17 protein-coding genes are annotated in these 16,458 nt (G+C 55.3%); 1 reads left to right on the top strand and 16 read right to left on the bottom strand.

Going from position 1 to position 16,458, the window contains the following annotated elements:
* Positions 1–60 precede the first annotated feature (60 nt).
* The 14 genes from IC803_RS17780 to IC803_RS17715 form a co-directional block, all read right to left on the bottom strand.
* Complete coding sequence (locus tag IC803_RS17780) at positions 61–612, bottom strand: manganese efflux pump MntP (RefSeq protein ID WP_020961518.1); 552 nt, start codon at positions 610–612, stop codon at positions 61–63.
* A gap of 251 nt (positions 613–863) precedes the next feature.
* Entirely contained in the window at positions 864–1,907 is a 1,044-nt protein-coding gene (locus IC803_RS17775; protein ID WP_081207873.1) for an L-threonylcarbamoyladenylate synthase, read from the bottom strand.
* Between the two features lie 147 nt (positions 1,908–2,054).
* Positions 2,055–2,969 carry a stage II sporulation protein R gene (gene spoIIR, locus IC803_RS17770; RefSeq protein ID WP_190304233.1) on the bottom strand — a complete coding sequence of 305 codons (915 nt, stop codon included), beginning with the start codon at positions 2,967–2,969 and terminating at the stop codon, positions 2,055–2,057.
* Positions 2,970–3,028: 59 nt separating this feature from the next.
* Complete coding sequence (gene prmC / locus IC803_RS17765) at positions 3,029–3,895, bottom strand: peptide chain release factor N(5)-glutamine methyltransferase (RefSeq protein WP_081207875.1); 867 nt, start codon at positions 3,893–3,895, stop codon at positions 3,029–3,031.
* A complete protein-coding gene (gene prfA, locus IC803_RS17760) occupies positions 3,885–4,961 on the bottom strand; it encodes a peptide chain release factor 1 (RefSeq protein ID WP_081207876.1) in 1,077 nt (358 codons plus the stop codon). Before prfA ends, prmC begins: the two co-directional genes overlap by 11 nt.
* A 94-nt stretch (positions 4,962–5,055) precedes the next feature.
* Positions 5,056–5,496 (bottom strand): hypothetical protein, encoded by a 441-nt coding sequence (locus tag IC803_RS17755; RefSeq protein WP_081207877.1) that lies wholly within the window; start codon positions 5,494–5,496, stop codon positions 5,056–5,058.
* A 331-nt stretch (positions 5,497–5,827) separates the two neighbouring features.
* Complete coding sequence (locus tag IC803_RS17750) at positions 5,828–6,451, bottom strand: thymidine kinase (RefSeq protein WP_063167181.1); 624 nt, start codon at positions 6,449–6,451, stop codon at positions 5,828–5,830.
* A 160-nt stretch (positions 6,452–6,611) separates the two neighbouring features.
* Complete coding sequence (rpmE, locus tag IC803_RS17745) at positions 6,612–6,812, bottom strand: 50S ribosomal protein L31 (protein WP_008880715.1); 201 nt, start codon at positions 6,810–6,812, stop codon at positions 6,612–6,614.
* A gap of 255 nt (positions 6,813–7,067) precedes the next feature.
* The gene (gene rho / locus IC803_RS17740) at positions 7,068–8,342 is read right to left on the bottom strand and encodes a transcription termination factor Rho (protein WP_063167180.1); all 1,275 of its coding nucleotides are present in this window, start codon (positions 8,340–8,342) and stop codon (positions 7,068–7,070) included.
* Between the two features lie 262 nt (positions 8,343–8,604).
* On the bottom strand, positions 8,605–9,567 hold the full coding sequence (gene glpX / locus IC803_RS17735; RefSeq protein ID WP_011888409.1) for a class II fructose-bisphosphatase: 963 nt from the start codon (positions 9,565–9,567) through the stop codon (positions 8,605–8,607).
* Positions 9,568–9,601: 34 nt separating this feature from the next.
* Positions 9,602–10,888: a UDP-N-acetylglucosamine 1-carboxyvinyltransferase gene (locus IC803_RS17730; RefSeq protein ID WP_081207878.1), complete on the bottom strand. Its 1,287-nt coding sequence runs from the start codon at positions 10,886–10,888 to the stop codon at positions 9,602–9,604.
* Positions 10,889–11,018: 130 nt separating this feature from the next.
* Positions 11,019–11,660 (bottom strand): fructose-6-phosphate aldolase, encoded by a 642-nt coding sequence (gene fsa / locus IC803_RS17725; RefSeq protein ID WP_081207879.1) that lies wholly within the window; start codon positions 11,658–11,660, stop codon positions 11,019–11,021.
* 92 nt (positions 11,661–11,752) lie between these two features.
* The gene (locus IC803_RS17720; protein WP_063167177.1) at positions 11,753–12,616 is read right to left on the bottom strand and encodes a class II fructose-bisphosphate aldolase; all 864 of its coding nucleotides are present in this window, start codon (positions 12,614–12,616) and stop codon (positions 11,753–11,755) included.
* A 163-nt stretch (positions 12,617–12,779) separates the two neighbouring features.
* The gene (locus IC803_RS17715) at positions 12,780–13,142 is read right to left on the bottom strand and encodes a response regulator (protein WP_081207880.1); all 363 of its coding nucleotides are present in this window, start codon (positions 13,140–13,142) and stop codon (positions 12,780–12,782) included.
* Between the two features lie 123 nt (positions 13,143–13,265).
* On the opposite strand from IC803_RS17715, the gene IC803_RS17710 reads away from it, so the two are divergent.
* Positions 13,266–13,787, top strand: a complete 522-nt coding sequence (locus tag IC803_RS17710; protein ID WP_081207881.1) for a DUF2529 domain-containing protein — start codon at positions 13,266–13,268, stop codon at positions 13,785–13,787.
* A gap of 79 nt (positions 13,788–13,866) precedes the next feature.
* On the opposite strand, the gene IC803_RS17705 is transcribed toward IC803_RS17710, so the two are convergent.
* Together IC803_RS17705 and rpoE are read right to left on the bottom strand one after the other, a co-directional pair.
* Complete coding sequence (locus IC803_RS17705; protein ID WP_081207882.1) at positions 13,867–15,462, bottom strand: CTP synthase; 1,596 nt, start codon at positions 15,460–15,462, stop codon at positions 13,867–13,869.
* Between the two features lie 165 nt (positions 15,463–15,627).
* Positions 15,628–16,185: a DNA-directed RNA polymerase subunit delta gene (gene rpoE / locus IC803_RS17700; RefSeq protein ID WP_081207883.1), complete on the bottom strand. Its 558-nt coding sequence runs from the start codon at positions 16,183–16,185 to the stop codon at positions 15,628–15,630.
* Positions 16,186–16,458 lie beyond the last annotated feature (273 nt).

The following is a 16,458-nucleotide window of genomic DNA, read 5'->3' as shown; positions in this document are numbered from 1 at the left end:
AAGCAGGCAGTCCGCTTTTTCCCACGCAAACGAAAAAGCTGGCATCGCCTGCCCGATTTTTCACGAAAAGAGCAGCTTCAGCCCGAACGCGAGCAAAATGCTGCCGCCGAGCGCTTCGCTGTATGAACCGAGCCATTGCTGAAAATGGCGGCCCACCAACAGCCCGATCCAAGTCAATACCGTGCTGAATAGGCCGAACAGAAGGATCGTCACCATCGTCCGCGCCCCGAAAATGCCAAGGCTTAGCCCGACCGAAAAGCTGTCAAGGCTGACGCTGAACGCAAAAAAAAGCAGCCCCGCCCCGCGCGGAAACAACGGTGACCCGTCTCCCCGCTGAAACGATGTCACGATCATTTGCCCCCCCAGCCATAACAGCAACAACCCGCCCGCATAAGTAGCGATGCTGCCGAACTCGCGCGACAAAAAGCGGCCGACTGCCATGCCAACAAGCGGCATAAAAATATGAAACAAGCCGATCGTGAGCCCAATATAAAAAATTTGCCGAAGCCGAAGACGCAACAGCCCCATTCCTAGAGCGACCGAAAATGCGTCCATCCCTAGCGCCAGCGCCATTAGCGACAGTGCGATCATTTCGCCGATTAACGCGCCCATTCCCCTTCCCTCCCGGACTGGCCTTACTGCTAACATATGCACGTCCAGAATCGTTTAGAAGCAAACTGGAAATCGCAGTGGGAAAGCGGCTTTGTGTGCAGAACGGCGAAAAGAAAAAGGGTGCCGCAACACAATGGGACACCCTTTTTCACTGCTCTATATACACATTACATGGATTCATCGTTTCACTAGCGGATGACCTTTTGCGTCAGCTTCTTCGCGCTTTAGACGGCGGGCCGCTTTCGTTTCCGCTATTCGCGAATGACGCGTCCGCCAGCCGCTTTCCTCAGCCGGTTCATGATGGCAACGCCGATCCCTTCTTCCGGAAACGCCTCGCTGTAAATGAGGTCGACGCCCGTCTCATCAAATTGGCGCAGCGTATCGTACAGGCGATGGGCAACCGTTTCGAGTTCGCGGCGCGTCCCGCACGCCATCACAGCATCAGCGGCATAACGGCTTTTGTTTTCTTCAGTCGTCAGCACACCGACGGTTTTTCCCCCCGCCCGGCTTTCATCGACAAGCCGCTGCAACAACGAAGGCGGACCGGCGACGATCCAAAGCGGCGCTTTTGGCGCGTAATGCGTATATTTCATCCCCGGCGCTTTCGGCGCTGTCTGTTCGTCTCCTATGCCGATGGCCTCCTCAACGCGGCCGATCGCTTCGCTGAGCGCCTCCTTCGTCACCCCGCCCGGGCGCAAAATCGTCGGCACCTCCCCGCTGCAATCGAGCACGGTCGATTCGACGCCGATGCCGGTTGGCCCGCCATCGATCACCCCAGCGATGCGTCCGTTTAAATCGGCGAGCACGTGGGCGGCCGTCGTCGGGCTCGGTTTTCCTGATCGATTGGCGCTTGGAGCGGCAAGCGCCAAGCCGCTCGCCTCGATCAAGGCGAGCGCCAGCGGGTGATCCGGCATGCGCACCGCCACGGTCGGAAGGTTAGCCGTCACCCGTCCGGACACTGTCCCGGCTCGTTTCGGCAACACTAAGGTGAGCGGCCCCGGCCAAAACCGTTCCATTAGCGTTTTCGCGACCGGCGGGATCGCTGCGACGATCGCTTCCACTTGCGCTACGTTCGCGACGTGAACGATGAGCGGATTGTCGCTCGGCCGTCCTTTGGCGGCAAAAATTTTGTCCACCGCTGCCGTATTGGCTGCATCCGCCCCTAAGCCGTACACCGTTTCCGTCGGGAACGCCACCACTTCCCCGGCCCGCAGCCATTCGGCCGCCTCTTGTATTTGTGGATAAATTCGCTGTTTGCCAACAACATTATCCACAACCCAAACACGCGTTTTCAATCGTTTCACCTTCTCTATCGCCTTGATTCGCCTTGAAGATAGCGGCTTTGTCCGGAAGAGCCGAACCGGTTTTCGCCGCCCATCCATAGTTATGCACAAGTTGTGAATAAAACCGTTATTTTTGTGGATAACTTTGTGGATAGGAGCTTATGGAATGAGATGGGCGAGCCACTCTTTGAAGAAAAATTTCACTTCGATCCGTTGCTCCGGCTCAGCGATGACGACAGGAGAAGCGTTCCCGCTCTCCATTTGCCCCTGTTCGCCCGCGGCATTCTCGTCCTCGCCGATGTCATTCGCAGCGGCGCTCGCGCCGTCCACCTCATTGTCCACACCGCCCACACGAATCCCCACGTCATCCACATCTTTGCTCACACGATCCGCCTCAGCGCTTATCGTGTCCTCGGCCGCTGTGGTGCTCCCGCCTTCTTGTTCATCCGGCTGCACCGCCTCCTTTTCACTCCGCTTTCCCTTAGCGGGCTGGTCGGCCTCGGCCGGTGCAGGCTTACTTGCCTCGTTTGCCGGCCTTTCTTCCGCTCTCATCATCACAGCGTCACCGTTGGAAAAATCGAGAAAACAAAGCGGCGGGAACAAGACACACCACCAATTTGCCCCTTTCCCGTCCCCGAGCGTAATGAGGACCGCATCGTACGTGCCGGCCGGATAGACGTAGTTGCCGTACACTTTCGTCGGAAAGCGAACCGGGCCAAACTCCACCTTGTACGACTGGTCGCTTTGCTCATCACGAAGCACGCGAGCGACTGTCTGTTCAATGTCCGGCAAGCGGGAGCGGATGACGCGCTTCGCTTCTTCGAACGACGTCAGTTCAGCGACCCAGCTGTTGATTTGCGCGTTCACCGCATCGCGCACCTTTCGCTTCAATTCTTGGTCAGCGGCCGCATCGCTGTTCGCTAAAATGCGCAAGCGAATCGCCTCGTCGGGAACCGCGACCGCGGCGTTGGCCCCAGCATCGGCCTGCTGGCCGTACAGCTGAACGAGGACGCCTGTTGTTAATAGAATGATATATAAACATACAGCGATGGAATTTCCCTTCATTCTCATCATCGGCACCGTCCTTTCACCACTCATTGTGGACGGCGCCGCCTCATTTTAAACCTATGAATCTAATTTTTTCTTGTCATATAGACCATTCGGTCCTTGCCGTTCAAATCAAAGGCCACTTCGACCCGCGCCTCAGGAAACGCTGCCGCTAAAAGCGCAGCGACCGCTTCCCCTTGTCCGGCGCCAATCTCAAAAGCCGCGAGCGCCGTTTCTTTCAACACCAATGGCAGCTCGCGGGCAAAGCGGCGGTAAAAATCAAGCCCGTCGCGGCCGCCAAAGAGCGCGGTGTGCGGTTCGTAGTCTTTCACGACCGGAGAGAGCAAAGCAGCATCGGCCTCGGGAATGTACGGCGGATTCGAGACGACAACATCGACCATCCGCCCTTGTTCGATGAGCGGCCGCAATAAGTCGCCGCGCAAAAACGAAACGCTTGCCCCAAGCCGGCGAGCGTTTTCCCGGGCGACGGTGAGCGCTTCCTCGGAAATATCGGTCGCGGTCACCGAGAGGGAGCGGTTCTCAAGCGCCAGCGTCACGGCAATCGCCCCGCTGCCAGTGCCGACATCGACGACATCGATCCGCTCCCTTCCGGCCAATAGGCGCGGCACGCGCTCAAGGACGCCAAGCACCAACTCTTCCGTTTCCGGGCGCGGGATGAGCACATGGCGGTTCACAAGGAACGGCCGTCCGTAAAACCATTCATGGCCGATCAAATATTGAACCGGCACATGGTCTATAGCATGGCGGCGCACATCGGCCGCAAACCGTTCGTACACCGCTTCCTCAACGGGCTCGCGCCAACGGGCGAACAACCCGGCCCGGTTAGTGCGCAAATGGTGACACAACAGCCACTCGGCCGCCCGCTCCTCCTTCCCATGGGCGCGCAAAAAAGAAGAAGCCCAGGCGAGGACTTCATGAACGTTACGACGCATCGTTCGCTTGCTCCAATTTTTTCGCCTGGTCGTCTAAAATGAGCGCCTCGATAATTTCATCAAGCTGCCCGTCTAACACTAAGTCAAGCTTTTGAATCGTCAGCCCGATGCGGTGGTCGGTGACGCGGTTTTGCGGGAAGTTGTACGTGCGGATGCGCTCTGAACGGTCGCCGGTGCCTACCGCCTGCTTGCGCGTCTGGTCATATTCGGCGCGCGCCTCTTGCTGGTATTTGTCGTAAATGCGGGCGCGCAACACTTTCATGGCCTTCTCTTTGTTTTTAATTTGCGATTTTTCGTCTTGGCACGTGACGACAATGCCGGTCGGAATATGGGTGAGGCGCACGGCCGACATCGTCGTGTTGACGCTTTGCCCCCCTGGCCCGCTCGAGGCGAACGTATCGACACGAATGTCTTTTTCATGAATGTCGACTTCGACTTCTTCCATTTCCGGCAGGCAGGCGACCGTTGCCGTCGACGTGTGGATGCGCCCGCCCGATTCCGTTTCCGGGACGCGCTGGACGCGATGGGCGCCGTTTTCAAACTTCAGCTTCGAATACGCCCCTTTTCCATTGACCATAAAGATGATTTCTTTATAGCCGCCAAGGCCGGTCGGGCTCGCTTCGATCACTTCTGTTTTCCACCCTTGCGACTCGGCATAGCGCGTGTACATTCGGTACAAGTCGCCGGCAAACAGCGCCGCTTCCTCGCCGCCGGCGGCGGCGCGAATTTCCATAATGACGTTTTTCTCATCGTTCGGATCTTTCGGCAAAAGCAGCACTTTCAACTTCTCAACGAGCGCCTCTTCCCGTTCTTCGAGCTCATCAATTTCCTCTTTCACCATCTCGCGCAGCTCCGGTTCAAGCTTTTCTTCAAGCATGGCCTTCGCTTCCGCAAGCTGGTCGCGAACGGACTTGTATTCGCGGTACGTTTGCACCGTTTCAGCCAAATCGGCCTGCTCTTTCGAATAATCGCGCAACTTTTTCGGATCGTTGATGACGGCTGGATCCATCAACAGCTCGTTTAATTTTTCATACCGTTGTTCGACAGCTTCTAACCGGTCAAACACATCATTCACCTCTGTTTTTCAGCACAGTCTAATTTCAAATTATATCATGAAACAAGACCAAACAAAAACCCCCGCTTTTCGCAAGCGGGAGTGTTTAGTTCACGCGCACGATAATTTCGTACGTCGGAATCGCTTTTGTCAGCAGTTTGTCGATGCGGCGCGCCTCACGTTGCCGCTCTTCGGCGGACAATGTCTCCGGCACATCGACTGTGACATACATATTGCCGCCGTGAAACCAGATGGAGTCGGCGCTGTAATCGGTATGCCGCTCAATGAGTTGCGCGGCTTTCCGCTGATCGGCGCGCTGGTTTTCGCTTCCTTCGGTCAAACTAATGAAGTTCGGGTTTTGCCGCGTTTTTTCTGGGTCGTCAAAATTGTTGTACAAGTCGCGATCAGCATCGATTTTCGGCCGCTCGTCCGTCATCAGCCGCGTACCGTTTTTGTCTTCGCTTTGCTGGCGGTAAGACGGATGATCCGGAGCGAGCGAACAGGCCGAAAGCAACAAGGCAACCCCTAACAGCCAGATGCGTTTCATTGTTTTCGCCTCCCTGCTGTTAGGATGCCCGTGACAAGCCATAATATTTATATCCTCTCCAAGCGAAGAGGCCACCGCCTTTAGGCGAAGCAAACAAAGGAAAAAGCCAAGCCGCGGTTTGTGGGCAACTATGTCATTCATTCACCTATTGAGCGGGGCGGCGACGGAAACATCCGGCGCGCGCCGGCATTGGTCACCGTTGCTAAATGGCGCATTCAGTAAACAAACGGCTTGCGGTTTGCCGCGGATTTTCTCTTTTCCCGTTGTTTACCGACACGGCCGGCAAGCGATGGGAACACCGACACGTATCGTTCTTGATCCCCTGATCCCGTCACTCGCCGGCACGTTCAGCGAGCGGATGGCCATGGCGCTTTTTCGGTTTGCCCGGCACTTCGTGATGATGGCGGCAACGGGGTTCGTACGCTTCGCTGGCGCCGACAAGAATGATCGGATCGTCATAAGAAGCAGGCGCACCGTTAATAAGCCGCTGCGTCCGGCTGGCTGGGGAACCGCAGACGGTGCATACCGCTTGCAGTTTCGTCACCGACTCGGCGATCGCCATGAGCGCTGGCACCGGTCCGAACGGTTCGCCGCGGAAGTCTTGATCCAACCCGGCGGCGATGACGCGATAACCGCGATCCGCGAGCGTCTGCACAACATCAACAATGTCATCGGAAAAAAACTGCACTTCATCAATGGCGACGACATCGGTGGCAGCGGAAATGTAACGAAACAGTTCGGCCGGCGTCGCGACCGGGATGGCGATCACCGAGTTGCCGTTGTGCGACACGACGGCATCCTCGCTATAGCGGTTGTCAATCGTCGGTTTGAACACTTTCACTTCCTGCTTGGCAAACTGGGCGCGGCGGATGCGGCGGATCAGTTCTTCCGATTTGCCGGAGAACATGCTGCCGCAAATGACTTCCAGCCAACCGGACTGCGTCATCACATACATCGGGGGCCTCTCCTTTCGCTCAACACTGTCATCGAAAAACGAGCCAACCCTACCGGGCCGAAACGGCCGGCAAGATCCGCTCTATGGGCAGCGGTTCGTCCATCTGCCCTCACGAAAAAGCAGGCAAGCGGTGCGCTTGCCTGCTTTCGTCCGTTCTTTTTTACTTAAGGCCGTATTTTTTATTGAATTTATCGACGCGGCCCGCTGCCGAAACGAATTTTTGTTTGCCCGTGAAGAACGGATGGCATTCCGAGCAAATCTCGACGCGCAGCTCGTCTTTGACCGAACCGCTTTCGAACTCGTTTCCGCATGCGCAGCGGACGATCACTTTTTTGTACGCTGGATGGATCCCTTGTTTCATCGTTTTCATCTCCTTCCGCCCTGTATCTCATCGAAACAGAGTTATTCGTTCGTGCGGGCTCAATGCCCGGGGCGCTTCCGCCTTTCTGGCGAAGCGCCGCGCATGGAACGGCTGGGGCTTTATGAGAGCAGCCCGGCCGGTGCAGACGGTTCATCGTGTGAACACATAAGCGCTAGCTAAAACACACATGTTAAGATTATAACAGCTTTTCCGCTGATTTGCAATGGGCGATTCCCGGCAAATTCCGCCAGCCTTTTAGAGGCGAAGCGGGCCGCCGCTTTTCCATTCTTGATCGAGCAAGGCGAAAAATTCTTCGTTCGATTTCGTGCGGCGCAGCTTGTTTAAAAACCGCTCGATAAAGTCCGGAGAATCGGCCATCGTTTTGCGGATCGCCCACAGTTTATCCAAATGTTCTTTCGGAATGAGCAACTCCTCTTTGCGCGTTCCGGAGCGGCGAATGTCGATCGCCGGGAAAATGCGGCGCTCAGCGAGCGACCGGTCGAGGTGGAGCTCCATGTTGCCTGTTCCCTTGAATTCTTCGTAAATGACATCGTCCATGCGCGAGCCGGTATCGACTAAGGCCGTCGCCAAAATCGTTAAGCTGCCGCCTTCTTCGATGTTGCGGGCCGCACCGAAAAACCGTTTCGGACGGTGAAACGCGGCCGGGTCGATCCCGCCGGAGAGCGTGCGGCCGCTCGGCGGAATGACTAAGTTGTACGCCCGAGCCAAACGGGTGATGCTGTCCATTAAAATGACGACATCGCGCTTATGCTCGACCAAACGCATCGCCCGCTCTAAGACGAGCTCGGCCACTTTAATATGGTTTTCCGGCACTTCGTCAAACGTCGAACTGACGACATCCCCTTGTACGGACCGCTCGATGTCGGTCACTTCTTCCGGCCGTTCGTCAATCAAAAGGACGATCAGCTCGACGTCCGGGTGGTTGGCGGTGATGCTGTTGGCGATTTCTTTAAGCAGCATCGTTTTCCCTGCTTTCGGCGGCGCGACGATCAGCCCGCGCTGCCCAAAGCCGACCGGGGCGATAAGGTCGATGATGCGGGTCGACAACTTGTCCGGCGTTGTCTCGAGCTTCATTTGCCGATTCGGATATAAAGGGGTTAACGCTGGAAAATGGACGCGCTCTTTCGCGATTTCGGGGTCTTCCCCGTTGACCGCCTCAACGTGGAGCAAGCCGAAATAGCGCTCGTTTTCTTTTGGCGGCCGCACTTTGCCGGATACTTTATCCCCGTTGCGCAAATCAAAACGGCGAATTTGGGAAGCGGAAATGTAAATGTCTTCCGAGCTCGGGGAGTAGTTGATCGGGCGCAAAAAGCCGAATCCTTCCGACGGAATGATTTCGAGGACGCCTTCCATGAAAAAGAGGCCGTCTTGCTCGGCACGCGCTTTCAAAATAGCAAAAATAAGCTCTTTTTTTGTCAATTTGCTGTAATACGAAATTTTATATTGCCTGGCGAGCTCGTACAGCTCTTTTAACTTCATGTTTTCTAAAGCCGCTAACGTTAACTCCATCTTGACACCACACTTTGCAAAGTTTCCTATGCTCCCATCGTTCGCGTTCGGACATATTTGTCATCAATTCGACAGGCGAAGGGATCATTCGTTTAGAAGATGATGAAGGCTGAAATAAGGAAGTAGAATGGCAGAGCTTATTTTTGCACAGGTAACACGACTATTTTACCCTTTTTTCCTATTTTTAATCAATCTTTTTTTGCTTTTCCGAGCCAGGCGCGGCCCCGGAAGCCGGCGCCGACGCCAAGCCGGATAAGGGGCGTTACTTAATGACTAAGTTCGGTTTTTTCTTCAAGCTATGCCGCCCCTCAATGAAGCGGACAGTGCCGGATTTGGCGCGCATGACGACCGAGTGGGTGAGGCCGTATGCCCCTTTCAGCTGCACGCCGCGCAGCAGCTCGCCATCCGTGACGCCGGTGGCGGCAAAAATGGCGTCGTCCCCTTTCACTAAGTCGTCCATGCGCAACACTTTGTTCACGTCGATCCCCATTTGTTTGCACCGCTCAAGTTCGGCGTCATTTTGCGGCAGCAGTTTCCCTTGCAGTTCGCCGCCAAGGCACTTTAACGCAACGGCCGCGAGCACCCCTTCTGGTGCGCCGCCTGAGCCGAATAAAATGTCGACGCCGGTATGGTCAAACGCCGTGTTAATGGCGGCGGCGACATCACCGTCATTAATGAGCTTAATGCGCGCACCAGCCTCACGCAGCTCTTGGATGAGCCGTTCGTGGCGCGGACGGTTGAGGACAATGGCGACCACATCTTCAATGTCTTTGTTTTTCGCTTTCGCCACCGCTTTTAAATTGTCGATGATCGGCGCTTCGATATCAATCATGCCGACCGCTTCCGGACCAACAGCAATTTTTTCCATGTACATATCCGGCGCATGGAGCAAATGGCCGTGGTCAGCGACGGCGACGACAGCCAGCGCATTCCAGCCCCCGGAAGCGACAATGTTCGTCCCCTCAAGCGGATCGACGGCGACATCGACGCGCGGGCCGTAGCCGTTGCCAAGCTTTTCTCCAATATACAGCATCGGCGCTTCATCCATTTCCCCTTCGCCGATGACGACCGTCCCTTTCATCGGCACAGTGTCAAATACATCGCGCATCGCCGATGTCGCTGCGTCGTCAGCCTCATTCTTTTTTCCGCGCCCCATCCAGCGGGCCGCGGCAAGCGCGGCTGCTTCCGTGACGCGCACAAGTTCCATCGACAAGCTTCGTTCCATTGTCGTTCTCCCCTTCCCCTTTACTTGCCAGACGTCAAGCGTTTTTCACCTGCTCAATTTCCTCATCCGTCATTTTTTCGCGCCAAATCGTAGCGCCGATCTCAGACAGCTTTTCAACTAACCCGCTGTAGCCGCGGTCGATATGCTCGACGCCGGTAATTTCCGTCACTCCTTCGGCCATGAGCCCGGCGATAACGAGCGCCGCCCCGGCGCGCAAGTCGCTCGCTTTCACTTTTGCCCCTTGCAGCCTGACCGGACCGGTGATAATGGCTGAGCGGCCTTCGACTTTCACGTTCGCGTTCATGCGCCGCAATTCGTCGATATGTTTGAAGCGCGCGCTGTAAATCGTATCGGTGACGACGCTCGTGCCGTTCGCTTTCGTCAACAAAGCGGTAAACGGCTGCTGCAAATCAGTCGGAAACCCCGGGTAGACGAGCGTTTTGACGTCAACCGCTTTCAAAACATCGGAGCCGCGAATCAAAATTTGATCCGCGCCTGTCTCAACGTGCACGCCCATTTCACGCAACTTCGCCGTCAGCGATTCGACGTGCTGCGGGATGACGTTGTCGACGACGACTTCGCTGCCGATCGCCGCGGCGGCGATCATATACGTACCGGCTTCAATCCGGTCCGGGATGATGGCGTGGCGGCAGCCCGATAATTTTTCGACGCCGTCGATGCGGATGACATCGGTGCCCGCGCCTTTAATTTTTGCGCCCATGTTCGAAAGCAATGTCGCTACATCGATGATTTCCGGCTCTTTCGCGGCGTTTTCGATAATCGTCCGCCCTTTGGCGCGCACCGCCGCCAGCATAATGTTGATCGTCGCACCGACGCTGACGACGTCCAAAAAAATGCGGGCCCCGCGGAGCTCCTCAGCGCGCAAATAAATGGCGCCCTGCTCGTTCGTTACCGTTGCACCGAGCGCCTCAAACCCTTTAATGTGCTGGTCGATCGGGCGCGGCCCAAGATGGCAGCCGCCCGGCAGGCCGACGACCGCTTTTTTGAACCGGCCAAGCATCGCTCCCATCAAATAGTACGAGGCGCGCAGTTTTTTCACTTTTCCGTTCGGAAGCGGCATGGAAACCATGTTCGTCGGGTCGATGACCGCCTCTTTGCCGTCAAACGAAAACGAACCGCCGATCTCCTCGATCAAGCTTCCTAAAATGCGCACGTCGGAAATGTCCGGCAACCCTTCGATCGTCACCGGCGAATCGGCTAAAATCGCCGCGGGAATCAAGGCGACCGCGCTGTTTTTCGCGCCGCTCACTTTGATCGTCCCCCGCAGCCGATCCCCGCCGATAATTTTCATTTTATCCATCGTCGTCTCCCTTCTTTGCTCGGAAGTTGGCTTCACCCCTAGGAACGAGAAAGCGGCCGGGCGGGCTCGACTCCCCGGCCCGAACGCGGTCGGGTGAGCCCGCTTAACCTAGGAGGCAAACGGCCTATTTTCATTGTTGCCGATTCCAGTCGGCGAGAAACTTCTCGATCCCTTGGTCAGTGAGCGGATGGTTAAACAATTGCATGAGCACTTTGTATGGGACAGTGGCAATATGCGCCCCGCGCAAAGCCGCTTCTGTCACATGGAGCGGGTGGCGGATCGAAGCCGCGATGATTTCTGTTTCAATGCCATGAATGTTGAAAATATCAGCGATGGTGGAAATAAGCTCTAAGCCGTTATGGCCTATATCATCGAGGCGGCCGAGGAACGGAGAGACGTACGTCGCGCCGGCGCGCGCAGCCAACAGCGCCTGGTTGGCGGTAAACACGAGCGTGACGTTCGTTTTGATGCCTTTTTCGCTGAACGTTTTTACCGCTTTTAACCCTTCAGGCGTCATCGGCACTTTAATCGTGATGTTTGGAGCGATTTTCGCCAGCTCCTCGCCTTCTTCGATCATGCCGGCCGCATCGGTTGAAATGACTTCCGCGCTGACCGAACCGGAGACGATCGACGTAATTTCGCGCAACCGGTCATGGAACGAGACGTTTTCTTTCGCCACTAAGCTCGGGTTGGTCGTTACGCCGGCCAAAATACCGAGTTCATGGGCGTGTTTAATCTCCTCTAAATTGGCTGTATCAATAAAAAATTTCATTAGTGACCCTCCTTATCGTTGTTTGGCCGCAAGCGGGCAAGCCCGGGCGGCGGCCGAAAGCCGCCTGCTCGGCCGATCTTGCCGTTTGCCTGTTATTGTGCTGCTTTTCCGGACGAACCGAACTCGCGCATTTTGCCGATGACCGTCGCTTTGATCGCATCGCGGCCCGGGCCGATGATTTTGCGCGGGTCATAAACGTTCGGATCTTTTGCGAGCAGCTCGCGGACGACTTTCGTGAACGCCATTTGGTTTTCTGTATTGACATTGATTTTCGATGTGCCAAGGGAAATCGCGCGCTGGATTTGCTCAGTCGGGATGCCGGTGCCGCCGTGAAGCACGAGTGGAATGCCGGTTAAATCGCGGATTTGTTCCATCTCGGCAAACCCGAGTTTCGGCTCCCCTTTGTACGGGCCGTGCACGGAACCGAGCGCCGGAGCAAGGCAGTCGATGCCTGTCCGCTTGACAAGCTCTTCACATTCTTTCGGATCGGCGTAAATGACGTCTTCACCGACGACGTCGTCTTCTTGCCCGCCGACGATGCCGAGCTCAGCCTCAACGGAGACGCCGCGCGCATGGGCGTATTCAACGACTTGCGAGGTGATGCGGACGTTCTCTTCAAATGGATGATGGGAGGCGTCAATCATGACCGAGGTGAACCCGGCGTCGATTGCCGCTTTACATTTTTCAAAGCTCGAGCCATGGTCGAGGTGAATGGCGACAGGAACTGTAATGTTCATGTCTTCCATTAAGCCTTTCACCATGTTGACGACCGTTTTAAACCCGCCCATATAGCGAGCCGCTCCTTCGGAAACGCCGAGAATGACCGGCGATTTTTCTTCTTCGGCCGCCGCTAAAATGGCTTGCGTCCATTCCAAGTTGTTAATGTTAAATTGGCCGACCGCGTATTTGCCGCGCAGCGCCTCGTTGAGCATCTCTTTCATCGATACTAACGGCATGGTTACATCCTCCTTAGCTGATCGTCGTCTTTGTCGCCATGGCGGAACGTAGGCCCACAGGCGCAAAATACATCTACGTTATAAGCATACCAACTTGCCGGCAAAACAGCAACATTTCCCTTCTTCATTCTCCTAACGTTGCACAGGCAGCTGAAAAGAGCCTTTACAAGGAAATATATTTTTTGACGGCAGCGCGCAAATCATCGATATCAAACGGCTTGGCAAAATGCATCAGCGCTCCGAGCTCTTTTGTTTCCTGGATCATATCGAGCTCGCCATACGCCGTCATGATGATCACTTTACTATCCGGGTCGATGTCTTTTAACCGCTTTAAAATTTCAATACCGTCCATGCCGGGAATTTTCATATCGAGAAGCACAAGGTCGGGATGGTGTTTGCGAACGATTTCAAGCGCCTGCATGCCGTTAGCCGCCTGATATGTCACATACCCTTCCCGCTGAAACACTTCGTTTAACAAAATGCGGATGCCATACTGGTCGTCGACAATTAAAATTTTGTTTCCCACGGTTATGCACCTCTATTCCCTTTTTTCTCCCTATTAATGTTTCGCATTTCCCGAACGTATTTCCTGCTTGCTTTTCTTGCCATTTGCGGATTTTGTATAATAACGGCGAAAGGAGGCCGAACGATGAAAATTTTGACGACACAAACGATCGGACTGTTGCAAAAAATCGCCGCCGATGAAGAACTGGCGCTCGAAGACGGAGCGCGCTTGCTCGCCCAGGCGGCCATTAGCAACGGGCGCATTTGGCTGTATGGAACAGGCGAGCTCGATGCGGTCGTTGCTGCCGCCCTTCTTGGGCCGGATCCGCTGCCAAAAGCGGCGCGCCTCGAACCGGGGGCGGCCGATGACTGGAACGGAACGGATCGGGCGCTTGTGTTCGCCCACTTTTCCAACGACAAAGAGGCGATCCGTCTCGTCGAGCAGCTGCAAGCGAACAGCGTTGATACGGTCGCTGTCTCGACGCTTGTCAAAGACGAACCAGGATTAGCGGATATCGCCGCCGTCCATATCGACAGCAAGCTCTCCCGCCCGCTCGTGCCGACCGAAGACGGCCGCCGCATCGCCATGCCGACGGTCGTTGCCGCTTCGTTCATCTACTATGGGCTGCTGGTGTTGCTTGACGAAATTTTGGAGGAGTACGAGTAACCGCCGCCGTGAAGGCAGGTGCGTCTACCGGATGAAGCTATCAAAAAACGGTGTCCGTTTGCCGGACACCGTTTTTCCGTCATTGTTTTAACGACGCTTTGACAAATTCGCGGAAGAGCGGCTGCGGCCGCGTCGGACGGGAAGTAAATTCCGGATGGAACTGCGCGGCGACAAACCACGGATGGTCTTTCAGCTCGATCACCTCGACGAGCCGCCCGTCTGGGCTCGTGCCGGAGAAGACAAAGCCGTGCTCTTCCAGTAAATGGCGGTACTGGTTATTGAATTCGTACCGATGGCGATGCCGTTCGTAAATGACCTCATCACCGTACGCAGCGTGGGCGAGCGTCCCTTCTTGCAGCTTGCACGGGTACAAGCCGAGACGGAGCGTGCCGCCTAAATCTTCGACATCTTTTTGTTCCGGAAGCAAGTCGATGATCGGATGCGGCGTGTTCGGGTCAAACTCCGCCGAATGGGCGCCGGCAAGGCCGACGACATGACGGGCGAATTCGATCGACGCAAGCTGCATCCCTAAGCAAATGCCTAAAAACGGCACGCACTGTTCGCGGGCGTAGCGGATCGCCTCAATTTTTCCTTCGACGCCGCGGTCGCCAAACCCGCCCGGAACGAGAATGCCGTCAGCCTCTTTCAACAGCTCGGCCACATTATCGCGCGTCACATGTTCCGCGTTGACCCATCGGATGTCAATGTCTGTATCAAACGCATAGCCGGCATGGCGGAGCGCTTCAACGACCGAGATGTAAGCGTCGGGCAGCTCGACGTATTTGCCGACGAGGGCGATTTTCGTCGTTTTCGATAAGTTGCGCACTTTCTCAACGAGCGCTTTCCATTCGGTCATGTCCGCTTCGCGGCAGTTGAGGCGTAAATGTTCACAGACGATTTGGTCGAGCTTTTGCTCCTGCAGCATGAGCGGCACGGCATACAGCGTATCCGCATCGCGCGATTCGATGACCGCTTTCGGGTCGATGTCGCAAAAGAGGGCGATTTTGTCTTTCATTTCTTGCGGCATCGGCATTTCCGTGCGCACGACGATGATGTTCGGCTGAATGCCAAGGCTGCGCAGCTCTTTCACGCTATGCTGCGTCGGCTTCGTTTTCATTTCCCCAGCCGCCTTAATGTACGGCACGAGCGTACAATGAATGTACATGACATTTTCGCGGCCGACATCGCTTTTGATTTGGCGGATGGCCTCCAAAAACGGGAGCGACTCAATGTCGCCGACGGTGCCGCCGATCTCCGTAATGACGACATCGGCGTTCGTCTCCTTCCCGGCGCGGAAGACGCGCTCTTTAATCTCGTTTGTAATGTGCGGAATGACTTGCACCGTGCCGCCTAAGTAGTCGCCGCGCCGCTCTTTGCGGATGACGGCGGAATAAATTTTTCCGGTGGTGACGTTGCTGTATTTGTTCAAGTTAATATCAATGAACCGCTCATAATGCCCTAAATCCAAATCCGTTTCTGCACCGTCATCAGTGACAAACACTTCGCCGTGCTGGTACGGGCTCATGGTCCCTGGGTCGACGTTAATATACGGGTCAAACTTTTGGATCGTCACGTTCAAGCCGCGGTTTTTCAACAGCCGCCCGAGCGACGCGGCCGTAATTCCTTTTCCTAGCGAAGAAACGACACCGCCTGTCACAAAAATATACTTCGTCATCTTGTCTTCCCCCTTGCCGAAATTACAGTAACAGTTTCAGTGTTTGCGAAAGGCGCAAATAAAAAACGCTCCGCTTACCACACGTAAGGGAGCGATGATTCCATTCATCCGTTTTTCAAGAGCCCAACACACATTGTACCGAGTTCCCCCGGCAAAGTCAAGCGGTTATTCGTCTTCCTCCGGCTCCTCGAGATCGAGTTCTTCGTCGAGCGGCTCTTCGTCGAGTTCAAACTCTTCCTCGTCGAGCATGTCGTCTTCAAAATCGACTTCTTCGTCAAGGTCGAACTCCTCGTCTTCAATCAGCTCTTCATCGTCGATTTCCAGCTCTTCCTCATCGTATTCGTCAAGATCGTCGTAATCAAGGTCCTCTTCGTCAAGCAGCTCTTCGTAATCGTCGTATTCGTCATCAAGCGCTTTTTTCTTCTTCTTCGGTTTGACAATCGTCACCGTTTCATCTTCCGTCTGGTCAAACGGATACCATGCGCGCAGTCCCCAGACGTTTTCCCCAACGCAAATAAACCGTCCGTCGATGTTTAAATCGGTGTAATACTGGGCAAGCCGCGCGGCGATGTCATCCTCCGCTGCGCCGGTCAATGCCGCTACCTCGCGGACGATTTGGTCAAACGGCAGCGCCTCCCGCTTATCAAGCAAAATGAGGTTCGCCAACTCGACGAACGACATCTCCTGCAATTCCCCTGGCGAGTATTGCTGCTGCAGGCTCAAATTCAGCACTCCCCTTCTATATAATGAAACAAATGAATGCAAGTGGAATACATACCATTCATTATAAACAAATTGCCGGCGTTTATGCTAGCTATTTAGCGAAAAAAGCAAAAAGAGAACCGCCCTATAGCGGAGGCGGCCCTCTTTTCGACATAGCCATCCAATGACAGCCATTCTCTTCAAATCAGCTTTCCTGCTTTGGCCGAGGCGAGCGAAGAAGTATATATAGTTGCCTCATGCCAATCAAGGAGGCGGATCACCGCCGCCGGCCGA

It is taken from the genome of Geobacillus sp. 46C-IIa (assembly GCF_014679505.1).
Taxonomy (GTDB): domain Bacteria; phylum Bacillota; class Bacilli; order Bacillales; family Anoxybacillaceae; genus Geobacillus.
The sequence above is the reverse complement of the archived record's forward strand: the minus strand, read 5'-3'. Positions and strand labels throughout refer to the sequence as shown.

Bases quoted from the DNA above. Each gene is read 5' to 3' on its own strand.
- IC803_RS17780 (WP_020961518.1), bottom strand. From the start codon at position 612: ATGGGCGCGTTAATCGGCGAAATGATCGCACTGTCGCTAATGGCGCTG.
- spoIIR (WP_190304233.1), bottom strand. From the start codon at position 2,969: ATGATGAGAATGAAGGGAAATTCCATCGCTGTATGTTTATATATCATT.
- prmC (WP_081207875.1), bottom strand. From the start codon at position 3,895: ATGCGTCGTAACGTTCATGAAGTCCTCGCCTGGGCTTCTTCTTTTTTG.
- IC803_RS17755 (WP_081207877.1), bottom strand. From the start codon at position 5,496: ATGAAACGCATCTGGCTGTTAGGGGTTGCCTTGTTGCTTTCGGCCTGT.
- IC803_RS17750 (WP_063167181.1), bottom strand. From the start codon at position 6,451: ATGTATGTGATGACGCAGTCCGGTTGGCTGGAAGTCATTTGCGGCAGC.
- rpmE (WP_008880715.1), bottom strand. From the start codon at position 6,812: ATGAAACAAGGGATCCATCCAGCGTACAAAAAAGTGATCGTCCGCTGC.
- rho (WP_063167180.1), bottom strand. From the start codon at position 8,342: ATGGAGTTAACGTTAGCGGCTTTAGAAAACATGAAGTTAAAAGAGCTG.
- glpX (WP_011888409.1), bottom strand. From the start codon at position 9,567: ATGGAACGAAGCTTGTCGATGGAACTTGTGCGCGTCACGGAAGCAGCC.
- IC803_RS17730 (WP_081207878.1), bottom strand. From the start codon at position 10,888: ATGGATAAAATGAAAATTATCGGCGGGGATCGGCTGCGGGGGACGATC.
- fsa (WP_081207879.1), bottom strand. From the start codon at position 11,660: ATGAAATTTTTTATTGATACAGCCAATTTAGAGGAGATTAAACACGCC.
- IC803_RS17720 (WP_063167177.1), bottom strand. From the start codon at position 12,616: ATGCCGTTAGTATCGATGAAAGAGATGCTCAACGAGGCGCTGCGCGGC.
- IC803_RS17710 (WP_081207881.1), top strand. From the start codon at position 13,266: ATGAAAATTTTGACGACACAAACGATCGGACTGTTGCAAAAAATCGCC.
- IC803_RS17705 (WP_081207882.1), bottom strand. From the start codon at position 15,462: ATGACGAAGTATATTTTTGTGACAGGCGGTGTCGTTTCTTCGCTAGGA.